This is a genomic window from Microbacterium sp. SA156, from assembly GCF_049065455.1.
Taxonomy (GTDB): domain Bacteria; phylum Actinomycetota; class Actinomycetes; order Actinomycetales; family Microbacteriaceae; genus Microbacterium; species Microbacterium barkeri.
This window is the reverse complement of record NZ_JBAKGU010000001.1, coordinates 212005-233224: the sequence shown is the minus strand read 5'-3', so window position 1 is coordinate 233224 and position 21220 is coordinate 212005. Positions and strand designations below refer to the sequence as shown.

Here is a 21220-nt window from a genome sequence, read left to right as displayed (position 1 = left end):
CGTCGATCCGGAGGCGGGTCGCCGCGAAACGCGGCGAGGCCGGATGGCCCACGACGGCCGTAGCATGGCTGACGTGACCGAGAAATCGCTTCCCCGGCCCGTCCGCATCGACGGATCACACCCCGCCCGCTCGGTCGTCCGCCTGCTGCTGCGGCGGAAGGGGCGGATGGCCGTGGCCGTCGGCGCGTTCGCGCTCAAGGAGATCCCCCTGTGGGCGCTCCCGGTCGTCACGGCCGCCATCGTCGACATCGTCGCGTCGGACGGCGAGGTCATCCACGTGCTCGGCTGGTTCGCGGTCGCGGCGCTCCTGCTGCTGCAGAACTACCCGAACCACATCGTGTACACGCGGATGTTCATGACGGTCGTGCGCGACACCGGGGCCGAGCTGCGCAACGCGCTCGCGCAGCGGCTGCAGAACCTGTCGATCGGCTTCCACACACGCCAGAGCGCGTCGGTCGTGCAGACCAAGGTCGTCCGCGACGTCGAGAACATCGAGGTCATGCTGCAGCAGGTCATGCACCCGCTGCTGTCGGCCGCGATGGTCCTCCTCGGCGCCGTGACGATGACCGCGTTCGTCGTGCCGCAGTTCCTGCCGATCTACCTCCTCGCCGTTCCGCTCGCCGTGCTCATCCGCTGGGGCACCTCCCGCCGCTCGCGCGCGAGCAACGAGCGCTTCCGGCGCGAGGTCGAGGGCTTCTCGGCGCGCGTCGGCGAGATGGCCTCGCTCATCCCGATCACCCGCGCGCACGGGCTCGAGCAGACGGCCGTCACGCGCGTGGCCGCAGGCGCCGACGAGGTGCGGCGCGCGGGCTTCGTGCTCGACCTGCTCAACGGGCGCATCGCGTCGATGTCGTGGGTGGCGATGCAGCTGCTCGGCGCCTCGTGCCTCGTCCTCGCCGCGGTGTTCGCGCTGACGGGCATCGTCCCGATCACGCCGGGCGAGGTCGTCATGCTGTCGTCGTACTTCGCGCTCCTCACGCAGGGGATGACGCAGCTCCTGCTCCTCCTCCCCGTCGCCGCGCGCGGGATGGAGTCGGTGCGCTCGATCGCCGAGGTGCTCGAGGAGCCCGACATCGAGGTCAACGAGGGCCGGCGACGTGTCGACGCCGTCGTCGGCGCGATCGCGCTCGAGAACGTGACGCACCGCTATCCGGACGCCGACGTCGATGCGGTCCGCGACGTGTCACTCGACATCCTCCCCGGCGAGACCGTCGCCTTCGTGGGGTCGTCCGGCTCGGGCAAGTCGACCATGCTCAACCTCGTGCTCGGCTTCGTGCGCCCCACGGGCGGTCGCATCCTGCTCGACGGGGCCGACACGCGCGAGCTCGACCTGCGGACCGTCCGCCGTCACGTGTCGGTCGTGCCGCAGGAGTCCGTGCTGTTCGAGGGCACCATCCGGGACAACGTCGCGTACGGGCTGGAGCACGCCGACGACGAGCGCATCCGCGCGGCCCTGCGCGACGCGAACGCGCTCGACTTCGTCGACGCGCTGCCCGACGGATGGCACACGATCGTCGGCGAGCGCGGCGCGCGCCTGTCGGGCGGGCAGCGCCAGCGGATCGCGATCGCCCGCGCGCTCGTGCGCGACCCGCGCATCCTCCTGCTCGACGAGGCCACGAGCGCCCTCGACCCCGAGTCGGAGCGACTCGTCAAGGAGGCGCTCGATCGCCTCATGTCGGGGCGGACGACGCTCGTCGTCGCGCACCGGCTGTCGACGGTCCGCAGCGCCGACCGCATCGTCGTCCTCGAGCAGGGCAGGATCGTCGAGCAGGGCGCGCACGATGAGCTCCTCGCGCGCGACGGCCGCTACGCACGGCTCCACCTGACCCAGGCGCTCTGACCCGCGAGCGGCGCCTCGGCTCGCTCGCGCGGCCGAATCGCGATACCCTGTCGGCAAGCGCTTTCCCACCGCGCGCCCTATGCGAAGGAGCAGCACCATGGCCATCCGCGTCGCCGTCATCGGAACGGGAGCGATCTCCCGTGTGCAGCACCTGCCGAGTCTGCGCGCGCTCGGCGATCGCGTCGAGGTCGTCGCGGTCGCCGATCTGAGCGCCGAGTCCGCGGCGTCGGCCGCGGCCGAGTTCGGCGTCGCGAGCTGGTACACCGACGTCGCCGAGCTGCTCGAGCGCGAGCGCCCCGACCTCGTCACGCTCGCGACGCCGCCGATCGCCCACAAGGAGGCCGCGATCGCCGCTCTCGACGCCGGCGCGTGGGTCCTGTCGGAGAAGCCGCCGACCCTCTCGCTCGCCGACTACGACGAGATCATGGCGCACGAGGGCGAGAACGGCCCCTACGCCGCCTACATCTTCCAGCACCGGTTCGGCTCGGCGGCCGAGCGACTCCGCACGCTCATCGCCGAGGGATCGCTCGGCCGGCCGCTCGTCGCGAAGTGCGACACGCTCTGGTACCGCGATCCGTCGTACTTCGCCGTGCCGTGGCGCGCGAAGTGGGCGACCGAGGGCGGCGGCCCGACCATGGGCCACGGCATCCACCAGATGGACATGCTCCTGTCGCTCCTGGGCGAATGGACCGACGTCACGGCCGTCATGTCGACGCTCGCGCGCGAGACCGAGACCGAGGACGTCTCTTTCGCCGTCGTGCGCTTCGCTTCGGGCGCCCTCTGCTCGATCACGAACAGCCTCCTGTCGCCGCGCGAGACGAGCCAGGTGCGCATCGACTTCGAGCACGCGACCGTCGAGGTCGAGCATCTCTACGGCTACGGCAACGCGCACTGGACGTGGACGCCCGCGCCGCACGTCGCCCCCGAGACGGCGGCGGCCTGGGCGCCGACGGACGATGTGCCGAGCTCGACCCACGTGCCGCAGTTCACGCAGTTCGTCGACAGCATGGAGCGCGGCGAGCGGCCCCGCGTGAGCGGCGCGGACGGGCGGCGCGTCATGGAGCTCGCCGCCGGCATGTACAAGTCCGCCCTGACCGGTCGGGCGGTCGCGCGCGACGAGCTCTCCCCCGCCGACCCGTTCTACGCGTCGATGCCCGGCGGCGATCCCGTCGGGGCGACCGCGCGCATCCATGCCGGCACCATCCGAACGGCGCGCGCATGACCGGCTTCGCCCTGCACGAGGAGGAGGCCTCGGTCGTCGTCCGCGCGGGCGGGAGGGAGGTCGCACGATACGTCTTCGCCGAGGACGCCCCGGCATTCGAGGGCCCGAAGCCCTACCTCCATCCGATCCGAGCCCTCTCGGGGGCGCCGCTCACGGGCTTCCGCCCCTGGGACCACCGCTGGCACAAGGGCCTGCAGATGACCCTCACCGACGTCTCGGGCCAGAACTTCTGGGGCGGCAACACCTACGTGCACGGGCGCGGCTACATCCCGCTCGACAACGTGGGGCGCATCCGCCACGACCGCTTCCGGGCGCTGTCGGATGGCCCGGCCGCGGTCATCCGCGAGGACCTCACGTGGATCACGGCTTCGGGCGACGCGTGGCTGAGCGAGGCGCGCGAGCACCGGTTCCACACCCTCGACCCCTCGCGTGGGCTCTGGGCGCTCGACATCGCGTCGACGCTGCGGAACACGAGCCAGCGCGAGCTCGTGCTCGGGAGCCCGACGACGAACGGCCGCGAGAACGCGGGCTACTCCGGCCTGTTCCTGCGCCTGACGCGCTCCTTCACGGGCGGCACGGTCGTCGCACCCGACGTCAGCGGCGTCGCCGCCGCCCGTGCGGGCGCCGAGGCCGATGAGCTGATGGGATCGGAGGCGCCGTGGCTGGCGTTCTCGGGCCTGCACGACGAGATCGACGGGGGCGGGACCGTGCTCGCGTTCGCCGGGCGCTCGAGCGGCTCGCCGGCCATCCGCTGGTTCGTGCGCGCGGAGCCGTTCCCCGTGCTCGCGCCGTCGCCGACCTTCGCCGAGACCGTGGTGCTCGCGCCGGGTGAGGAGCTCGCGCTCGCGCACCGTCTCGCGTTCCTCGACCGCGTCTGGGAGCCCGACGAGGTCGCGGCGCTCGCCCGTGAGCTCGCGCCGTGACATCCGGCTTGTAAAACGTTTCTGACTGCACTAGCGTGCCCGAAGGGAAGCGCTTTCCAACGTGGGAAGCGCGCCCTTCACACAGCGAAGAAGCAGACAGGAGAGCAGCGATGAAGCGACGGCTCATCCGCGTGGCCGCGGTCACGGCGGCGATCGGATCCCTCACCCTGGCGGGATGCGCGAGCTCGGGCTCCGGCTCGACCGAGTACGACCCGGACGAGAAGGTCGAGCTGACCTTCACGTGGTGGGGCAACGACGACCGCGCGCAGCGGTACGAGAAGCTCATCGAGGCATTCAACGAGGAGCACCCGAACATCACCGTCAACGGGTCGTTCACCGACTTCCCGTCGTACTGGGAGAAGCGCCAGACCGAGGCCGCCGGCGGCGGCCTCCCCGACGTGTGGCAGTTCTCCGACACGTACCTGCGTCAGTACGCGCAGAACGGCATGCTCGCCGACCTCAGCGAGTACGCGGAGTACGTGGACACCTCGGCGATCGACGAGGGCCTGCTCGCGACCGGCCAGCTCGACGGCGCGCAGTACTCGCTCCCGCTCGGCTACAGCACGTGGGCCGTCTTCCTCAACGACGACATCCTCGCCGAGCACGGGATCGAGTCCTACCCGGGCGGCACGAGCTTCGAGGACTACTCGGCGTGGATGGCCGAGGTCACCGAGGCGACCGGCGGCGCGGTGTACGGCGGCACGGACTACACGCAGCGCATCCAGAACTTCGAGAACGTGCTGCGCGCGCAGGGCGGCAACCTCTTCACCGAGGACGGCGAGCTCGGGTTCGACGAGGACGACCTCCGCGCCTTCTGGGAGAGCGGCGCCGCCGACCGCGACGGCGTCGTCGTGCCCCAGCAGAAGCTCGAGGAGCTGAGCCCGGTCTCGGGCTTCGGGGCGAACCTCACGGCGAGCGAGGCGAGCTGGAGCAACTTCGTCGCGGCCTATCTCGCGGACTCCGGCGCATCGAGCATCTCGATGGTCGCGCCGCCCACCGCCGAGGAGGGCGCACAGGACCTCTATCGGCAGGCCGGGCTGCAGATGGCCGTGTCGGCGAAGAGCGAGCACCCCGAGGCCGCCGCGATCTTCCTCGACTTCGTCGTGAACAGCCCCGAGGCCGGCGAGATCTTCGGCACGTCGCTCGGCTTCCCCGCGTCGGAGACGAAGCTCGAGGGCGCGACCCTCGAGGGCCCCGACAAGCAGGTGGCGGACTTCCTCGCGTCGGTCGAGGAGCGCATCGGCGACGCTCCGCCCGCGCCCGTCGTGGGCTACGGCTCGCTCGAGCAGAAGTTCTGGGATCTCGGCAAGGAGCTCGGCCTCGGCACCGTCTCGGTGGACGACGCCGTGTCGCAGTTCTTCTCCGAGGCGAAGGTCATCCTCGGCTGATCCGCCCGCCCCTTCCCGCCCTTTGTCACGGTACGGCCACGACACGGGGCGGGAAGGGGCCTCCCTCTTGTGAAACGTTTTTACGCGCGCTAGAGTCTCGGGCAAGCGCTTTCCACCCCATGGCGCCCGCCCGCTCCGGGCATGGACGATGTCGTTCTGAGAGGACAAAGATGTTCCCCACCAAGAGGCTGGCCGCGACGGCGGCCCTCGTCGCGATCGGCGGCCTGACACTCGCCGGCTGCTCCGGCGGCTCCCCCGAGGCCGTCGAGACCGTCGACCCCAACGAGGAGGTCACCCTGACCTTCGCGTTCTGGGGCAACGACGTCCGCGCGGCGCTCTACGAGGAGGCATTCGCCGCCTTCAACGAGGAATACCCCAACATCACCATCCAGAGCTCGTTCCTCGACTTCCCCGCCTTCTGGGAGAAGCGGCAGACCGAGGCGGCCGGCGGCGGCCTGCCCGACGTCATGCAGTTCGACTACTCGTACCTGCGCCAGTACTCCGAGAACGGCCTGCTGCTCGACCTCACGCCGTACGTCGGCGACATCATCGACGACTCCGCGCTCTCGGAGGAGATCCTCGCGATCGGCCAGGTCGGCGACGGCAACTACGGCATCACGACCTCGACGAACGCGTGGGCGATGTTCCTCAACCCGACCCTCCTCGAGGAGATCGGCGTCGAGGGCTTCGCCGGCGGCACCTGGGAGGACTACAACGCGTGGATGGCCGAGGTCACCGACGCCGCGGAGGCCAAGGGCATCGAGGCGTGGGGCGGCGGCGACTGGACCGGCCGCATCCAGAACTTCGAGCTGCAGATGCGCGCACAGGGCGAGGACCTCTTCACGGAGGATGGCGAGGCGAACTTCACCGAGGACGACCTGCGCGCGTTCTGGGAGCAGGGCTCGGAGATCCGCGAGGACGGCACGACCATCGAGCAGCAGCGCGTCGAGGAGCTGACCCCGCTCGGCGGCTTCGATTCCGCGCTCACAACGAGCGAGCTCGTCTGGGACAACTTCGGCGCGGGCTACCTCGCCAACCTCGGCGACGGGTACTCGACGCTCGACCTCGTCGCCCCGCCGGTGACCGAGGAGGGCGCGAAGGACCTCTACCTCAAGCCGTCGATGCTGCACGCGATCTCGGCGAACACGGACCACCCCGAGGCCGCCGCGACGCTCGTCGACTTCCTCGTGAACAGCCCGGAGTCGGGTGAGATCTTCGGCACGAACCGCGGCCTGCCCGCCTCGCAGACGGCCCTCGAGGCCGCCGAGCTCGACGAGTTCAGCCAGAAGGTCGCCGACTACGAGGCGTCGATCGCCGACCGCCTCGGCGACGCCCCGCCCGTGCCGATCGTCGGCTACGGCACCCTCGAGGAGAAGTTCCGCCAGCTCGGCACGGAGCTGAACTTCGGCACCGTCACGGTCGACGAGGCCGTGGACCAGTTCTTCTCCGAGATGGACGTCGTCCTCAACCAGTAACCCCGTGGCGGCCCGGACGCACGCGTCCGGGCCGCCCCACCCGATCGGGAGATCATGACCACCACCCTGACGAGAACGGTCGTCACCGCCGACAGCGGCGGGCGGCGATCGCGTGCGGGGGCTCCGCCGCTGCGGCCGGGCCTCAAGAAGAAGGGCCTGCGCGAGACGCTGGCCGGCTACGCCTTCCTGGCGCCCTGGCTCGTGGGCTTCCTCGGGCTCACCCTGGGCCCGATGGTCTACTCGCTGTACCTGTCGTTCACGTCGTACAACCTCTTCACCGACCCGAAGTGGATCGGCCTCGAGAACTACGTGCGCATGTTCACGGACGACCCGCAGTTCGTGCAGTCCGCGACGATCACGCTCGTGTACGTGCTGGTCGGCACGCCGATCAAGCTCGCCGCGGCGCTCGGCATCGCCCTGCTGCTGAACTACCGCGACCGCGGCGCGGCGTTCTTCCGCTCGTCGTTCTACGCCCCCTCGCTCATCGGCGCCTCCGTCTCGGTCGCGATCGTGTGGCGCGCGATGTTCAACACCGACGGCCCCGTCGACTCGACCCTCTCGATCTTCGGGATCGACCTGGGCGGCTGGGTCGGCAACGTCGACCTCGTCGTGCCGATGATGATCCTCCTCGCCGTGTGGCAGTTCGGCGGCACCATGGTGATCTTCCTCGCGGGCCTCAAGCAGGTTCCGAAGGAGCTCTACGAGGCCGCCGAGATGGACGGCGCGGGGGCGCTGCGCCGCTTCAGGGCCGTCACCGTCCCGATGCTCTCGCCCGTCATCTTCTTCAACCTGCTGCTCGAGCTCATCGGAGCGTTCCAGGTGTTCGCATCGGCGTACATCATCTCCAACGGCACCGGCGGCCCCGCCGGGATGACGAACTACATCACGATCTACCTCTACAAGCGCGGCTTCACCGACGGCCAGTTCGGGTACGCCTCGGCCATCGCGTGGATCGTCATGCTCGTCGTCGCCGTCATCGCCGTGATCCTGTTCCGCACCCAGAAGTCCTGGGTCCACTACGCCGGAGAAGACCGATGACCTCCACCGTCTCCACGCACCTGGTGACCACCGGGCGCCCAGCGCCCCGCAAGCGCGTCACGCGCCGCGGCTGGCAGACGATCATCTGGTTCGTCGTGCTGCTGGCGATCACCCTCGTCGTCATCTACCCGCTCATCTGGCTGGTCGCGTCGACCTTCAAGCCCAACAGCGAGTTCGGCCAGAACCCCGGCCTCATCCCGTGGGCGCCCACGCTCGACAACTACGTCAAGGTCGGCGAGGGCATCGCCGGCATCCCGCTGTGGCGGTTCTTCGCGAACTCGCTCATCCTCGCGGTGTCGGCGGTGATCGGCACGGTCCTGTCCTCCGCCCTCGCGGCCTACGCGTTCGCGCGCGTGAAGTTCAAGGGCCTCGGGATCCTCTTCTCGGCCATGATCGGCACGCTCCTGCTGCCGTTCCACGTCGTGATCATCCCGCAGTACATCTGGTTCCAGAAGCTCGAGCTCGTCGACACCTTCGTGCCGCTCATCCTGCCGAAGTTCCTCGCGACCGAGGCGTTCTTCGTGTTCCTCATCGTGCAGTTCATCCGGCAGATCCCGCGCGACATGGACGAGGCGGCGCGCATCGACGGCGCAGGACACGGGCGCATCTTCTGGTCGGTCATCCTGCCGCTCATCAAGCCCGCTCTCGTCACCTGCGCGATCTTCACCTTCATCTGGACGTGGAACGACTTCATGGGGCCGCTGCTCTACCTCAACAGCCCCGAGAACTATCCGCTCCCGATCGCCCTGCGCCTCTACAACGACCAGACGTCCGCGTCGGACTACGGCGCGACCGTCACGGCCAGCCTCGTCGCGCTCGTGCCGGTGATGCTCTTCTTCATCGTGTTCCAGCGCTTCCTCATCGACGGCGTCGCGACCCAGGGCCTGAAGGGCTGACCATGAGCAGAGGCGAGCGCGCCGCCCGCCGCGCGGCGGCATCGGGCTCGGGCCCGACGCACGACGAGCCCGGGCGCAATCCGGGCGCGGCAGGCGCGCTCGCCCTGTTCGGCGAGGTGCTCCTCACGGGCGTGCTCGTGACCGTCTGCGGGCTCCTCGTCGTCACCCTGCCCGCCGCGCTCGCGGCGGGCATCCGCCACCTGCGCCGGTACGCGCGCGCCGAGGGATCCTCGATGCGCGCGTTCTGGGGCGACGTCCGCGCGGCGCTGCCCGGCGGGATCGTCGTCGGCCTCGCGTGCGCGCTGATCGCGGGCGTGCTCGCGATCGACATCCTGCTCGCCTCGTCCGGGCTGCTGCCCGGCGGCGAGCTGATCGCCGGATTCGGCTGGCTGCTCGCAGCCGCCGTCGCGGGGGTCCTGCTCACCGCGTCGGCGGCGTGGTCGCCCGAGAGCGGATGGCTCCGCGCCATCCGCTCGCTGCCGTCCGCGATCGGCCGGGACATCCCCGGATTCCTGTACCTCGTCGTCGCGGCCGCATTCGTGGGCCTCGCGACCTGGATGCTCCCTCCCCTGCTCATCCCCGCGCTCGGGTGCGCGGCCCTCGCGGCCGTCGCCGTCCCCGAGCGCCCCCGCCGTCGGCGCTGACGCCGACGTACCCCGGATTCGAGGACCATGCTCTACGGCGCCGACTACAACCCCGACCAGTGGCCGGAGCACGTCTGGGACGACGACGTGCTGCGCATGCAGGAGGCCGGGGTGACCACCGTGAGCCTCGGGATCTTCGCGTGGTCGCGCATCCAGCCCGCGCCCGACGTGTGGGACTTCGCGTGGCTCGACACCGTGATCGGCAAGCTGCACGCGGGCGGGATCGGGGTGAACCTCGCCACCGCGACCGCCTCGCCGCCGCCGTGGGCCACGGTGGCGCACCCCGACATCCTCGCCGCAGACGAGAACGGCGCGCCGTACTGGCACGGCTCGCGGCAGCACCACTCCCCCGCCTCGCCGACCTACCGGCGGCTCGCCGCCGAGCTCGTCCGCCGCCTCGCCGAGCGCTACGCACAGCACCCCGCCGTCGTCATGTGGCACGTGGGCAACGAATCGGGCTGCCACCTTCCGGTGGAGTACTCGGATGCCGCGCGCGACGCGTTCCGCGGCTGGCTGCGCGCGCGCTACGAGACGATCGCCGCCCTCAACGCCGCGTGGGGCACCGACTTCTGGGCCCAGCGATACGGCGCGTGGGAGGAGGTGTTCCCGCCACGCAGGGCCCCGTACAGCCGGAACCCTGCGCAGGTGCTCGACTACCACCGCTTCATGTCGGACATGTGGCTGGAGTGCTACCTCGCCGAACGCGACATCATCCGCGCGGCCGGCGCGACGCAGCCGATCTCGACGAACATGATGGGCCCGTTCAAGCCCGCCGACTACACGACGTGGGCGCCGCACATCGACATCATCACCGACGACTGCTACCCGGACCCGCTCGATCCGCATCGCGTGCGCAACACGGCCTTCCAGCGCGACCTCGTCCGCTCGCTCAAGCGGGGCCGTCCGTGGCTGCTCATGGAGCAGGCGGCCGACGCGGTGAACTGGCGCCCGGCGAACCCGTCCAAGCGCGACGGGCAGCTCGCCGCCGAGACCGCGCAGTCGGTCGGCCGCGGGGCCGACGGCATCTTCTTCTTCCAGTGGCGGCAGTCGCGGGCGGGCTCCGAGAAGTTCCACTCGGCGATGCTCCCGCACGCGGGCACGCGCACGCGCACCTGGCGGGAGGTCACCGCGCTCGGGGCGACCCTCGCGGCCCTCCCCGAGCTGCCCGCCCCGGGTGACGATGCCCCGGTCGCCCTCGTCTTCGACTGGGAGAACTGGTGGGCGGTCGAGGCGGCCGACCACCCGAACCGCATCGACTACCTCGCGCTGCTGCGCGAGTGGTACGGCGCGCTCCACCGCCGCGGCATCATGGTCGACATCGTGAAGCCCGAGCACGTCGACGGGCGGTATCGCCTCGCGATCGCGCCGTTCCTCTACCTGCTGCGCGACGAGGGCGCCGCGGCGCTCGAGGGCTTCGCCGCTGCAGGCGGGGTGCTCCTGACCGGGCCGTTCAGCGACATCGTCGACGCCAACGACCGCTTCCGCGACGGCGGGTTCCTCACGCAGCTCGGCCCCGTGCTCGGCGTCGCGCTCGAGGACTTCCGCCCGCTCGTGCCGCCCGCACTCGATCACATCGCCGAGCGCGCCGGTGAGGAGGGCTCGCACGGCTCGGGGGCGGAGACCTGGGTCGCCGAGGATGTCCGCGAGGCGCGCTTCGCGCTCGGCGACGGTCGCGAGGCGGTCGGGACGTTCTTCGCGGAGGCGCTCTTCGCCGACGACGCCGCGGTCGTCGCCTCATTCACGACGGGTCCGTCGCGCGGGCGTCCTGCGCTGACCCGCCGCGCACGCGGCGAGGGATCGGCCTGGTATCTCGCGACCATGCCCGACGACGCCGGGCTCGACCTCGTCCTGGGGCTCGTCATCGAGGAGGCAGCGGTCGAGCCGGTCCTCGGCGACGCCCCGCCCGCCGGAGTCGAAGTCGCGCGCCGCGGCGACCTCGTCACGCTCATCAATCACGGCGACACCGACGTCGTCGTGGATGTCGCTGGCACCGACATCCGCTCGGGCGCGGCGATCTCATCCGTGGCTCTCGGTCCGCAGGAGTCGGCGTTCCTCCTCGCTCCCGCGCGCGTGCTCACGACGGCTGCCCCCTGATTCCCACCGGGTGGGAAAACGCCATCCCGAAGGGGTTGCACTCAGGAGATCGGGTGTGCCACACTTTTGGAAAGCGTTTACCCAACGAGGGGCAGCCCTCGATGAGAGCAAGGAAGCACATCGTGACCACCGCCACCCCCGCCGTCCGCGAGATCGGCATCATCATGAACGGCGTCTCCGGGCGCATGGGCTACCGTCAGCACCTCGTGCGCTCGATCCTCGCGATCCGCGACGCGGGCGGCGTCGAGCTGCCCGACGGCTCGAAGGTGACGGTCCGCCCGCTCCTCGTCGGCCGCAGCGAGGCGAAGCTCGCCGAGATCGCCGCCCAGCACGGCATCGAGGACTACACGACCGACCTCGACGCGGCGCTCGCCGACCCGACCTGGGAGATCTACGCCGACTTCCTCGTGACGAAGGCCCGCGCGACGGCGCTGCGCAAGGCGATCGCGGCCGGCAAGGCCATCTACACCGAGAAGCCCACCGCGGAGTCGGTCGAGGAGGCCGTCGAGCTCGCCCGCCTCGCGAAGGAGGCCGGCGTCAAGACCGGCGTCGTGCACGACAAGCTCTACCTCCCCGGCCTCCAGAAGCTCAAGCGCCTCATCGACTCGGGCTTCTTCGGCCGCATCCTCTCGGTCCGCGGCGAGTTCGGCTACTGGGTCTTCGAGGGCGACTGGCAGCCGGCCCAGCGCCCCAGCTGGAACTACCGCGCCGAGGACGGCGGCGGCATCATCGTCGACATGTTCCCGCACTGGAACTACGTGCTCGAGAACCTCTTCGGCGAGGTGAAGAGCGTCTACTCGCACGCGTCGATCCACATCGCCGACCGCTGGGACGAGAAGGGCGAGCACTACGATGCGACCGCCGAGGACGCCGCGTACGGCATCTTCGAGCTCGACGGCGGCGTGATCGCGCAGATCAACTCCAGCTGGACCACGCGCGTCAACCGCGACGAGCTCGTCGAGTTCCACGTCGACGGCACGCACGGCTCGGCGGTCGTCGGCCTCTTCGGCGCGAAGATCCAGCCCCGCAACGCCACGCCGAAGCCCGTGTGGAACCCCGACCTCGAGGACACGCACGACTACGACGCCGATTGGCAGAAGGTCCCGACGAACGACGTCTTCCTCAACGGCTTCCGTCAGCAGTGGGAGGAGTACCTCACGTCGTACGCGCTCGGCACCGACTACGCGTTCGACCTGCTCGCGGGCGCGCGCGGCGTGCAGCTGGCCGAGGCCGGTCTCGAGTCGAGCCGCACGGGCGCCAAGGTCGTCCTGCCCGAGCTGACCCTGGAGTGAGTCGGATGACGGAGCACTTCACCCTCGTCGCCGCCGACGGCGGCCTGAGCCGCGTCGCGCTCAACGACGCGGGCGTCTACACGAAGCCGCAGAAGGCGCTGCGCAGCCGCGTCGCCTACGCGGCCGCGCACGTCGTGCCGGTCGTCTGGGGCGACAACACCCCCGGTCAGCCCGCCCAGATCGACTGGGACGCGACGCTCGGCTTCCGCCGCGCCGTGTACTCGTGGGGTCTCGGGGTCGCCGACGCCATGGACACCGCCCAGCGCAACATGGGTCTCGACGCGACGGCCGTGCGCGAGCTGATCAGCCGCAGCGCCGAGGTGGCGCGCGAGGAGGGCGGCTCGGTCGTCGTCGGCGTCAACACGGATAACGTCGAGGAGCACACGATCTCGCTCGACGCCGTGATCGACGCCTACAAGGAGCAGTTGCACTTCACGGAGGAGCAGGGCGCCGGCCCCGTGCTCATGGCGTCGCGCCACCTCGCGCGCGTCGCGACAAGCGCGACCGACTACCTGCGCGTCTACGGCGCCGTCCTGCAGGCCGCGACGACCCCGGTCGTCCTGCACTGGCTCGGAACGGCGTTCGACCCCGAGCTGGCCGGCTACTTCGGCGCCGACGACTGGGAGACCGCGTCGAACACGCTCGTGCGCATCATCGAGGAGAACCCCGGCAAGGTGTCGGGCGTCAAGATGAGCCTCCTGAACGCCGAGTCCGAGGTGGCCGTGCGCGAGCGCCTGCCCGAGGGCGTGCGCATGTACACGGGCGACGACTTCAACTACGTCGGGCTCATCGGCGGCGCGGACGTCCCCGCGGCGACCCAGCCGGCGGCGACCCCGGGAGCGACGCGGACCCACTCCGATGCCCTGCTCGGCGCATTCGCGGCGATCACCCCGGTCGCCTCCGCGGCCATCCAGGCGCTCGACGCGGGCGACCCCGACGAGTACCTGCGCATCCTCGGCCCCACCGAGGAGCTCAGCCGTCAGGTCTTCGCCGCGCCGACGTACTTCTACAAGACGGGCGTCGCGTTCCTGTCGTGGCTGAACGGCCATCAGTCCGCGTTCCAGATGGTCGGAGGCCTCCACTCGGCCCGCAGCATCCCCCATCTCTCCCGCATCGTCGAGCTCGCGAACGCCGCGAACGCCCTCGAGGACCCCTCGCTCGCGGCCGCCCGGTGGAGCGACTACCTGCGTCTGAACGGAGTCGGAGCATGAGCGTCCCGCACCCGCGCCTGTCGATCAACCAGGCGACGATCAAGTACACGACGGTCGCCGAGGCCGTCCGGGTCGTGCAGGATGCCGGCATCGGCGCGATCGGCCTGTGGCGCGAGCAGGTGCAGGAGGCGGGTCTCGACGAGTCGGCGCGCATCATCGCCGACTCCGGCCTGCGCTACTCCACGCACTGCCGCGGCGGATGGTTCACCGTCGAGGAGGGCCCCGCACGCCGCGCGGCGATCGACGACAACCGGCGCGCGATCGAGGAGACCGCGACGCTCGCCGCCGCAGGCGCCGAGGGCTCGCGCGCCGTGCTCGTCCTCGTCGTCGGCGGGCTGCCGGAGGGGTCGCGCGACCTCGTCGGCGCCCGCGAGCGGGTCCGCGACGCGGTCGCCGAGCTCGCGCCCGATGCGCGTGCCGCGGGCGTGACGCTCGCCCTCGAGCCGCTGCATCCGATGTACGCGTCGGACCGCTCGGTGCTCTCGACGCTCCCCCAGGCGCTCGACATCGCCGCGGACTTCGACCCGTCCGTCGTCGGCGTCACGGTGGACACGTTCCACATCTGGTGGGACCCGGATGTGCTCGCGCACATCGAGCGCGCGGGTCGCGAGGGCCGCATCGCGACCTACCAGGTGTGCGACTGGAAGACGCCGCTCGAGGCCGACAACCTCCTGTCGCGCCACTACCCGGGCGACGGCATGATCGACTTCGGCCCGATGACCCGTGCCGTCGAGGCGACCGGGTACGACGGCGACATCGAGGTCGAGCTGCTCAACCAGTCCATCTGGGACACCGCGCCGGCCGAGGCCGTGCGCCGCACGATCGCGGGCTTCGAGTCCGCGGTCGCCCCTCACCTCGTGTGACCCGCGGGAGGGTGCGCCGCGCGCACCCTCCCGTCCCTCCGGCGATAGGCTCAGCGGATGACCGACACCACGGTGCGCACCGGCGGAGCGCCCACGCTCCATGACGTCGCGCGCGAGGCCGGCGTCTCCCTCGCCACGGCGTCGCGCGTGCTCAACGGCTCCACCCGCAAGGTGGCCGAGGCCTATCGCGAGCGCGTGCAGGCCGCGGCGGACCGCCTCGGCTACACCGCGAACCTCTCCGCGCAGGCGATCGCCCGCGGGACGTCGGCGACGGTGGCCCTGCTCGTCGCCGACATCGCGGACCCCTACTTCGGCCAGATCGCCTCGGGCGTCGCGCATGCGGCCGACGAGGCCGGCCTCATCGTCACGATCGCGATGACCGAGCGCGACCCGCAGCGCGAGGTCGCCCTCGTGCGGGCGCTGCGCGGCCAGCGGCCCCGCGGCATCGTGCTCGCGGCGTCACGCGACACGGCGAGCGACGCCGACGCGCTCACCGCCGAGATCGCCTCCGTCCAGTCGACCGGCGGACGCGTCGTCACGCTCGGCGCCGCCCTTCCCGGAACGCGCGTCGTCGCGTACGAGAACGAGGCCGGCGCCCGCGCGCTCGCGGGGAAGCTCACCGCCCTCGGATATCGCGACGCCGTCGTGCTCGCCGGCCCTGAGGGCCTGCGCACCTCGGACGACCGTCTCGCCGGCTTCACCGCCGGCTTCGCGGATGGCGGCGGCGCGACGCCGCGGATCGTCCGCGGCCAGATCTCGCGCGATGCCGGCTACGAGGCGACCACGCGCCTCCTCGAGGAGGGCCTCGAGCCCGGGACGCTGCTCTTCGGGATCAGCGACGTCGTCGCGATCGGCGCGATCTCGGCCATCCGCGATGCCGGGCGCGCGCCCGGCTCGGATATCGCCGTCGCGGGTTTCGACGACATCGCCACGGGACGCGACGTGACCCCCGGTCTCACGACGGTGCACCTTCCCCTGGAGGAGCTCGGCGCCCAGGCGCTCCGCGCCGCCGTCGAGGACGACTGGACGCCGCCCGCGCCAGTGTCGCTCGAGGTGCTCGTCCGCGACAGCACGCCTCCGCGCCAGTGACCCGGCGGCCTCGCGGGGCAGACGACGCGCCTCCGGGCCATCCTGGGACGCCGTGTCTCAGTTCTCGCCGGAATGGCCGCCGGATACCCACGTCAGGTGAGACACGGACACCCACCCCGGCCACCCGTGTCTCACCACACGCCGGAAACACCCCCGGATAACCGCCGCGCGTGAGACAAGGGCGCCGCCCCGACCTCCCATGTCTCACCACACGCCGGAAACGCCCCCGCATAACCGCCGCGCGTGAGACACGGCCACCCACGCCGACCGTCGATGTCTCACTACACGCCGAAACCGCCCCCGGATAACCCACGCACCCGAGACACGGACACGTCGCGCCACGCGCCGAGCTTGTCGGGATTGCGCACGACCCACAGCGCGCGGATGCCGTGCTCGGCGACCTCGACGCTCACTGTCGCGAGCACGGCGCCCGCCGCATCGAGCGCGACGAGCCCCGGCGTCCCATTCACGAGCATCTCCCGGACGACCAGGTCGGGCTGCCGTTCCCGGACGCCCGCGAAGAACCGCGCGATCGCCTCTGCTCCGACGATCGGCTCGCGAGCCGCGCTCACGCGCCCGCCCCCGTCGACCGTCGCGACGGCCGTGGCCTCCAGCTGTTCCACGAGACCCGCGACGTCGCCGGTCTCCCACGCGACCTTGAACGCCGCGACCGATCGGGCGAGCTCGCCGCGGGTCACGCGAGCCCGGCCCTCCGTCCGCACCCGGCGCCGGGCCTGAGAGGCGAGTTCCCTGCAGGCGCCGGTGCTGCGGCCCATGACCTCCGAGACCTCCGCGAAGCTGAACCCGAAGACGTCGTGCAGCACGAACGCGACGCGCTGCGGCGCGGTCAAGCGTTCGAGCAGCACGAGCACCGCCATGCTGAGCGTCTCCTCGGCCGCGACCGCGTCGAGCGGGTCGGGCGAGAGGCCGAGCACGGCCGCGTCGGGCACGGGCTCGGGCAACCACGGGCCCACGTAGCTCTCGCGCTTCACACGCGCCGACTTCAGGACGTCGAGGCAGACGCGGCTGACGGCCGTCGTGAGCCACGCAGCGGGATTGCCGATCGCCGCGCGTCCCTCCGCCGACAGGGCGTACCAGCGCGCGAGCCCCTCCTGCACGGCGTCCTCGGCTTCGGACACCGAGCCCAGGAGCCGGTATGCGACGCCCACGAGGTGACGGCGCACCTCCGCGTCGACGGCCGGGTCGGGTCTCGCGCTCATCTCGCCCACTCTCATCCGACGAATCTCGCCGCACGGATGTCAGGAGCGGTGGTCCGGGTGGGTCCAGGCTGACACATCCCGCGCCCGCCTCGTCAGTCCTTCCGAAGGCGGCGAGCGCGCCGCCCCGACCGAGGAGAGACCATGGAACCGCAGCAGGCTGTCTTCATCAACGTGTTCGCCGTCGAGCCCGACCGCCAGGGCGAGCTCGTCGCCCTTCTGACCGAGGGAGGAGAGCAGGTCATCCGGCACCGCCCGGGCTTCACGAGCCTCTCGATCTACGCGTCGCGAGACGGGCGGAGCGTCGTGGGCGTCGCCGGATGGGCGCGCGCGGAGGACGCGGCCGCCACCCAGGCCGACCCGGATGCCGCCGCCTACGCCGCGCGCGCCGCGGCCGTGGGGACGCCTGCTCCGGGTCTCTACACCCTCGCCGCCGAGATCCGCTGAGCCGCCATGCTCGTCGCGACCTCGATCGTCCTCTGCGTCACAGCGGCCGCGAATGCCGCCATCGCGATCGCGGATCTCCTGCGCGCGGAGTTCGTGCTGGCGAACTCGGCGGAGGTGGGCGTTCCGCAGCGGTGGCTGCCCGCGCTCGCCGCGCTCAAGGCCGCGGGCGCGGGCGGGATCCTCCTCTGGTTCGCCCACGTGCCCGCCATCCCGGTTCTCGCGGGTGTCGGCCTCGTCGCCTTCTACCTCACGGCGATCGCCGTGCATGTGCGCACCGGGGTGCTCCACAACCTCGCTTTCCCGGGCGCGTACCTCGCGCTCGCGGTCGCGTCGCTGTGGCTGATCCTCGCGGCGTGACCGCCCGGGCTACGCCGTCGCGCGGACGACGACCTGCGGCTCGAAGCGCACGTGCTCCCCGGGCTCCTGCGCGAGCAGCTCGATCGCCGTCGCGCCGAGCAGCTCGGCGGGCTGGCGCACCGACGTGAGCGGCACGACCGTCGACGCGGCGAAGTCGATGTCGTCGTAGCCCACGAGCGCGATGTCGTCGGGCACCCGCACGCCGCCCGTCATCGTGAGCGCCTGCAGCAGCCCGACCGCGACGAGGTCGTTCGCGGCGAAGATCCCGTCCGGTCGCCTGCCGGTCGGGCGGCGCAGCAGCGCCTCCCCCGCTGCGCGGCCGTGCCGCACCGTGAGGTCGTCGATCTCGACGCGCTCGAGCGCGGCACCCGCAGCGGATGCCGCGGCGCGCGCCCCCTCGAAGCGGTCGCGCACCTGACGGAGCCCGCTCGGGCCGCCGACGAACGCGATCCGCGTGCATCCGCGCGCCAGCAGGTGCTCTGTCGCGAGCCGCCCGCCCTTCCGGTCGTCCACGGAGACGGTCGACAGACCATCCGAGTCGCCCTCGTGATCGACGAGAACGACCGGCACGCCGCGCTCCGCGAGGCGCTCGAAGTGCTCGAGGTCGCCGGTCAGCGGCGTCGCGATGACCCCGCTCGCGCGCTGCTCGGCGAACAGGGCGACGAGCCGGCGCTCGCGCTCGCCGTCCCGCGCGCTGTCGGACACGAGCACCGACAGGCCGTCCTGCTCCGCACGCGCGTCGGCACCGCGGGCGACATCGGCGTAGAAGGGGTTGCGCATGTCGAGCACGATGAGCCCGACGCTGCGGCTGCGGCCCGCGCGCAGCTGCCGCGCGGCGTCGTTCCGCACGTATCCGAGATCGCGGATGGCGCGGCGCACGCGCTCGACGGTCTCCGGCGCGACCCGCTCGGGATGGTTGAGGGCGTTGGACACCGTGCCGGCCGAGACGCCGGCTGCCGCGGCGACATCCTTCACGCTGACGGTCATCCGCCACCTCCCCGATCATCGTATCGGGGAGGCGTCGGATGGCCCGGTCGCGACGGACGTCGTCCGCGTCGGATGACTGCCGTGACGGCCGCGCCGGTTGACCTCGCGCCGGCGCTGTGCCACCATGAACACGACGATCGATTGAATCGTTTTAAAGCGAAAGGCACTGTCGATGACGACCCCCTCCTCCGTCCTGAGCGACGAGATCCTCGGCCAGCTCGAGAAGCAGGCGATCGAGCTCCCGTCCTGGGCGTTCGGCAACTCCGGCACCCGCTTCAAGGTCTTCGCGACCGCCGGCACGCCGCGCGACCCGTTCGAGAAGATCTCCGACGCCGCGCAGGTGAACAGGCTCACCGCGCTCGCGCCATCCGTCGCCCTGCACATCCCGTGGGACCTCGTCGACAGCTTCGACGACCTGCGCAAGCACGCCGAGGACAACGGCGTCGCGCTCGGCACGATCAACTCGAACACCTTCCAGGACGACGACTACAAGTTCGGCGCACTCACGCACGAGGACGCGGCGATCCGCCAGAAGGCGATCGACCACCACTTCGCGTGCATCGACGTCATGAACGCGACCGGCTCGCGCGACCTCAAGATCTGGCTCGCCGAGGGATCGAACTACCCCGGCCAGGCCGACATGCGCGGCCGACAGGACCGCCTGAACGACTCGCTCCAGAAGATCTACGAGCGCCTCTCGGGCGAGCAGCGCCTCGTGCTCGAGTACAAGTTCTTCGAGCCCGCGTTCTACCACACCGATGTGCCCGACTGGGGCACGTCGTACGCGCAGGTGGCCACGCTCGGCGAGCGCGCGATGGTGTGCCTCGACACGGGACACCACGCGCCGGGCACGAACATCGAGTTCATCGTCATGCAGCTGCTTCGCCTCGGCAAGCTCGGCTCGTTCGACTTCAACTCCCGGTTCTACGCCGACGACGACCTCATCGTGGGCGCCGCCGACCCGTTCCAGCTCTTCCGCATCCTCTTCGAGGTCATCCGCGGCGGCGGCTACGCGAACCCCGACGTCGCGTTCATGCTCGATCAGTGCCACAACGTCGAGAACAAGATCCTCGGCCAGATCCGCTCGGTGCTGAACGTCCAGGAGATGACGGCCCGCGCGCTGCTCGTCGACCAGGACGCGCTCCGTGCCGCGCAGGTCTCGGGCGACGTGCTCGCCGCGAACGCAGTGTTCATGGACGCGTTCTACACCGACGTGCGCCCGGCCCTCGTGCAGTGGCGCGAGTCGCGCGGCCTGCCGGCCGACCCCATGGCCGCCTACCTCGCCTCCGGCTACCAGGAGCGCATCGAGGCCGAGCGCGTCGGCGGCGTCCAGGCGGGCTGGGGCGCGTAAGCGGCCTCGTCCTCCGGAGATAGCATCGGCGATATGGCCACCACCGGGACCGTCGACGCCGAGGCGCGCCGCGCGCGCATCCTGGACCTCCTCTCGAAGAGCGGCCGGGTCCGGATCGACGAGGCAGCCTCGGCGCTCGACGTCTCGGCGATGACCGTGCGCCGCGACCTCGCCGATCTCGAGGCGGAGGGGATGCTGCGGCGCGTCCGCGGCGGCGCCGTCGCATCCGCGCGGCCGCGCTCGTTCACCGAGCGGATGGCCACGGGCGCGGAGGCGAAGCTCGCCATCGCACGCAAGGTGCAGCACCTCCTCCCCCTCGACGGCGCGATCGCGGCCGACGCGTCGTCGACGGTCGGGGTGCTCCTCTCGCAGCTCCCCGACGACACCGCGCGCGAGCTCCTCGTCGCGACCAACTCGCACGAGAACTTCCAGGTCGCCCGGCGCGCACCGGGCGCCACCGCCATCCTCGTGGGCGGCGAGGCCGAGCCGCGCACGGACAGCTTCGTCGGCCCGATCGCGTGCGCCGCCGCCCAGAGCCTGCACTACCGGCGCTTCTTCACGTCGGCGTCGGCGGTCGAGCCCGAGCGCGGAGCGTTCGAGGTGACGATGGCCGAGGCCCAGGTGAAGGCCGCCTTCGCGGAGTCGGCGGACGAGACCATCCTCCTCGCCGACAGCGCGAAGCTGGGGCAGACCGCCCTGGCGCTCGGCCTCCCGTGGCAGCGCATCTCGCTCCTCGTGACCGAGCTCGACCCCCGCGACCCCGCACTCGCCCCCTATCGCGAGCTGGTCGCCATCCTCTGACCGGCCGCACGGCCGATTCCGCGGACGACCATTGCCTCGCGTGTTACTTCGTGAGATAATTCACAACAGAGCACACGACGCGGTG

19 protein-coding genes are annotated in these 21220 nt (G+C 71.4%); 17 read left to right on the top strand and 2 right to left on the bottom strand.

Annotation, left to right across the window (positions count from 1 at the left end):
- Nucleotides 1-73: 73 nt before the first annotated feature.
- The 13 genes from ACOWU6_RS00960 to ACOWU6_RS00900 all read left to right on the top strand — a co-directional run bounded on the left by ACOWU6_RS00960 (nucleotide 74) and on the right by ACOWU6_RS00900 (nucleotide 15975).
- The gene (locus ACOWU6_RS00960) at nucleotides 74-1840 is read left to right on the top strand and encodes an ABC transporter ATP-binding protein (protein WP_421074409.1); all 1767 of its coding nucleotides are present in this window, start codon (nucleotides 74-76) and stop codon (nucleotides 1838-1840) included.
- Between the two features lie 97 nt (nucleotides 1841-1937).
- Nucleotides 1938-3062, top strand: a complete 1125-nt coding sequence (locus ACOWU6_RS00955) for a Gfo/Idh/MocA family protein (RefSeq protein ID WP_421074408.1) — start codon at nucleotides 1938-1940, stop codon at nucleotides 3060-3062.
- The gene (locus ACOWU6_RS00950; protein ID WP_282978563.1) at nucleotides 3059-3985 is read left to right on the top strand and encodes a PmoA family protein; all 927 of its coding nucleotides are present in this window, start codon (nucleotides 3059-3061) and stop codon (nucleotides 3983-3985) included. The genes ACOWU6_RS00955 and ACOWU6_RS00950 overlap by 4 nt, the downstream gene beginning before the upstream one ends.
- A 110-nt stretch (nucleotides 3986-4095) precedes the next feature.
- Nucleotides 4096-5373 carry an ABC transporter substrate-binding protein gene (locus tag ACOWU6_RS00945; RefSeq protein WP_421074407.1) on the top strand — a complete coding sequence of 426 codons (1278 nt, stop codon included), beginning with the start codon at nucleotides 4096-4098 and terminating at the stop codon, nucleotides 5371-5373.
- Nucleotides 5374-5543: 170 nt separating this feature from the next.
- On the top strand, nucleotides 5544-6848 hold the full coding sequence (locus ACOWU6_RS00940; RefSeq protein ID WP_421074406.1) for an ABC transporter substrate-binding protein: 1305 nt from the start codon (nucleotides 5544-5546) through the stop codon (nucleotides 6846-6848).
- A gap of 54 nt (nucleotides 6849-6902) precedes the next feature.
- The gene (locus ACOWU6_RS00935; RefSeq protein WP_421074405.1) at nucleotides 6903-7886 is read left to right on the top strand and encodes a carbohydrate ABC transporter permease; all 984 of its coding nucleotides are present in this window, start codon (nucleotides 6903-6905) and stop codon (nucleotides 7884-7886) included.
- Nucleotides 7883-8782, top strand: a complete 900-nt coding sequence (locus ACOWU6_RS00930; protein ID WP_271172734.1) for a carbohydrate ABC transporter permease — start codon at nucleotides 7883-7885, stop codon at nucleotides 8780-8782. The genes ACOWU6_RS00935 and ACOWU6_RS00930 overlap by 4 nt, the downstream gene beginning before the upstream one ends.
- A 2-nt stretch (nucleotides 8783-8784) precedes the next feature.
- Nucleotides 8785-9426 carry a DUF624 domain-containing protein gene (locus ACOWU6_RS00925; protein WP_271172735.1) on the top strand — a complete coding sequence of 214 codons (642 nt, stop codon included), beginning with the start codon at nucleotides 8785-8787 and terminating at the stop codon, nucleotides 9424-9426.
- A 27-nt stretch (nucleotides 9427-9453) separates the two neighbouring features.
- Nucleotides 9454-11520: a beta-galactosidase gene (locus tag ACOWU6_RS00920; protein WP_421074404.1), complete on the top strand. Its 2067-nt coding sequence runs from the start codon at nucleotides 9454-9456 to the stop codon at nucleotides 11518-11520.
- 164 nt (nucleotides 11521-11684) lie between these two features.
- On the top strand, nucleotides 11685-12812 hold the full coding sequence (locus ACOWU6_RS00915) for a Gfo/Idh/MocA family protein (RefSeq protein ID WP_271172862.1): 1128 nt from the start codon (nucleotides 11685-11687) through the stop codon (nucleotides 12810-12812).
- Between the two features lie 5 nt (nucleotides 12813-12817).
- Entirely contained in the window at nucleotides 12818-14023 is a 1206-nt protein-coding gene (locus tag ACOWU6_RS00910; protein WP_421074403.1) for a dihydrodipicolinate synthase family protein, read from the top strand.
- Nucleotides 14020-14886, top strand: coding sequence for a sugar phosphate isomerase/epimerase family protein (locus ACOWU6_RS00905; protein ID WP_421074402.1), 867 nt, complete (start codon nucleotides 14020-14022; stop codon nucleotides 14884-14886). Before ACOWU6_RS00910 ends, ACOWU6_RS00905 begins: the two co-directional genes overlap by 4 nt.
- 57 nt (nucleotides 14887-14943) lie before the next feature.
- Nucleotides 14944-15975: a LacI family DNA-binding transcriptional regulator gene (locus ACOWU6_RS00900; protein WP_421074401.1), complete on the top strand. Its 1032-nt coding sequence runs from the start codon at nucleotides 14944-14946 to the stop codon at nucleotides 15973-15975.
- A gap of 281 nt (nucleotides 15976-16256) precedes the next feature.
- Here the strand turns inward: ACOWU6_RS00900 and sigJ are convergent, their stop codons facing one another.
- The gene (gene sigJ, locus ACOWU6_RS00895; RefSeq protein ID WP_421074400.1) at nucleotides 16257-17195 is read right to left on the bottom strand and encodes an RNA polymerase sigma factor SigJ; all 939 of its coding nucleotides are present in this window, start codon (nucleotides 17193-17195) and stop codon (nucleotides 16257-16259) included.
- 141 nt (nucleotides 17196-17336) lie between these two features.
- Here sigJ and ACOWU6_RS00890 point away from each other — a divergent pair, with 141 nt between their 5' ends.
- Entirely contained in the window at nucleotides 17337-17639 is a 303-nt protein-coding gene (locus ACOWU6_RS00890) for an antibiotic biosynthesis monooxygenase (protein ID WP_421074399.1), read from the top strand.
- A 6-nt stretch (nucleotides 17640-17645) separates the two neighbouring features.
- Nucleotides 17646-17996: a DoxX family protein gene (locus tag ACOWU6_RS00885; protein WP_421074398.1), complete on the top strand. Its 351-nt coding sequence runs from the start codon at nucleotides 17646-17648 to the stop codon at nucleotides 17994-17996.
- 9 nt (nucleotides 17997-18005) lie between these two features.
- Here the strand turns inward: ACOWU6_RS00885 and ACOWU6_RS00880 are convergent, their stop codons facing one another.
- Nucleotides 18006-18983: a LacI family DNA-binding transcriptional regulator gene (locus ACOWU6_RS00880; protein ID WP_324014339.1), complete on the bottom strand. Its 978-nt coding sequence runs from the start codon at nucleotides 18981-18983 to the stop codon at nucleotides 18006-18008.
- Nucleotides 18984-19155: 172 nt separating this feature from the next.
- On the opposite strand from ACOWU6_RS00880, the gene rhaI reads away from it, so the two are divergent.
- Both rhaI and ACOWU6_RS00870 read left to right on the top strand, forming a co-directional pair.
- Complete coding sequence (rhaI, locus tag ACOWU6_RS00875) at nucleotides 19156-20334, top strand: L-rhamnose isomerase (RefSeq protein ID WP_421074397.1); 1179 nt, start codon at nucleotides 19156-19158, stop codon at nucleotides 20332-20334.
- A 33-nt stretch (nucleotides 20335-20367) separates the two neighbouring features.
- Nucleotides 20368-21135: a DeoR/GlpR family DNA-binding transcription regulator gene (locus tag ACOWU6_RS00870; protein ID WP_421074396.1), complete on the top strand. Its 768-nt coding sequence runs from the start codon at nucleotides 20368-20370 to the stop codon at nucleotides 21133-21135.
- The last annotated feature ends 85 nt before the right edge of the window (nucleotides 21136-21220 follow it).

Bases quoted from the DNA above. Each gene is read 5' to 3' on its own strand.
- ACOWU6_RS00940 (WP_421074406.1), top strand. From the start codon at position 5,544: ATGTTCCCCACCAAGAGGCTGGCCGCGACGGCGGCCCTCGTCGCGATC.
- ACOWU6_RS00930 (WP_271172734.1), top strand. From the start codon at position 7,883: ATGACCTCCACCGTCTCCACGCACCTGGTGACCACCGGGCGCCCAGCG.
- ACOWU6_RS00920 (WP_421074404.1), top strand. From the start codon at position 9,454: ATGCTCTACGGCGCCGACTACAACCCCGACCAGTGGCCGGAGCACGTC.
- ACOWU6_RS00935 (WP_421074405.1), top strand. From the start codon at position 6,903: ATGACCACCACCCTGACGAGAACGGTCGTCACCGCCGACAGCGGCGGG.
- ACOWU6_RS00950 (WP_282978563.1), top strand. From the start codon at position 3,059: ATGACCGGCTTCGCCCTGCACGAGGAGGAGGCCTCGGTCGTCGTCCGC.
- ACOWU6_RS00885 (WP_421074398.1), top strand. From the start codon at position 17,646: ATGCTCGTCGCGACCTCGATCGTCCTCTGCGTCACAGCGGCCGCGAAT.
- ACOWU6_RS00880 (WP_324014339.1), bottom strand. From the start codon at position 18,983: ATGACCGTCAGCGTGAAGGATGTCGCCGCGGCAGCCGGCGTCTCGGCC.
- ACOWU6_RS00900 (WP_421074401.1), top strand. From the start codon at position 14,944: ATGACCGACACCACGGTGCGCACCGGCGGAGCGCCCACGCTCCATGAC.
- ACOWU6_RS00915 (WP_271172862.1), top strand. From the start codon at position 11,685: ATGAACGGCGTCTCCGGGCGCATGGGCTACCGTCAGCACCTCGTGCGC.
- ACOWU6_RS00955 (WP_421074408.1), top strand. From the start codon at position 1,938: ATGGCCATCCGCGTCGCCGTCATCGGAACGGGAGCGATCTCCCGTGTG.
- ACOWU6_RS00905 (WP_421074402.1), top strand. From the start codon at position 14,020: ATGAGCGTCCCGCACCCGCGCCTGTCGATCAACCAGGCGACGATCAAG.
- sigJ (WP_421074400.1), bottom strand. From the start codon at position 17,195: ATGAGCGCGAGACCCGACCCGGCCGTCGACGCGGAGGTGCGCCGTCAC.
- ACOWU6_RS00945 (WP_421074407.1), top strand. From the start codon at position 4,096: ATGAAGCGACGGCTCATCCGCGTGGCCGCGGTCACGGCGGCGATCGGA.
- ACOWU6_RS00910 (WP_421074403.1), top strand. From the start codon at position 12,818: ATGACGGAGCACTTCACCCTCGTCGCCGCCGACGGCGGCCTGAGCCGC.
- rhaI (WP_421074397.1), top strand. From the start codon at position 19,156: ATGACGACCCCCTCCTCCGTCCTGAGCGACGAGATCCTCGGCCAGCTC.
- ACOWU6_RS00890 (WP_421074399.1), top strand. From the start codon at position 17,337: ATGGAACCGCAGCAGGCTGTCTTCATCAACGTGTTCGCCGTCGAGCCC.
- ACOWU6_RS00870 (WP_421074396.1), top strand. From the start codon at position 20,368: ATGGCCACCACCGGGACCGTCGACGCCGAGGCGCGCCGCGCGCGCATC.
- ACOWU6_RS00925 (WP_271172735.1), top strand. From the start codon at position 8,785: ATGAGCAGAGGCGAGCGCGCCGCCCGCCGCGCGGCGGCATCGGGCTCG.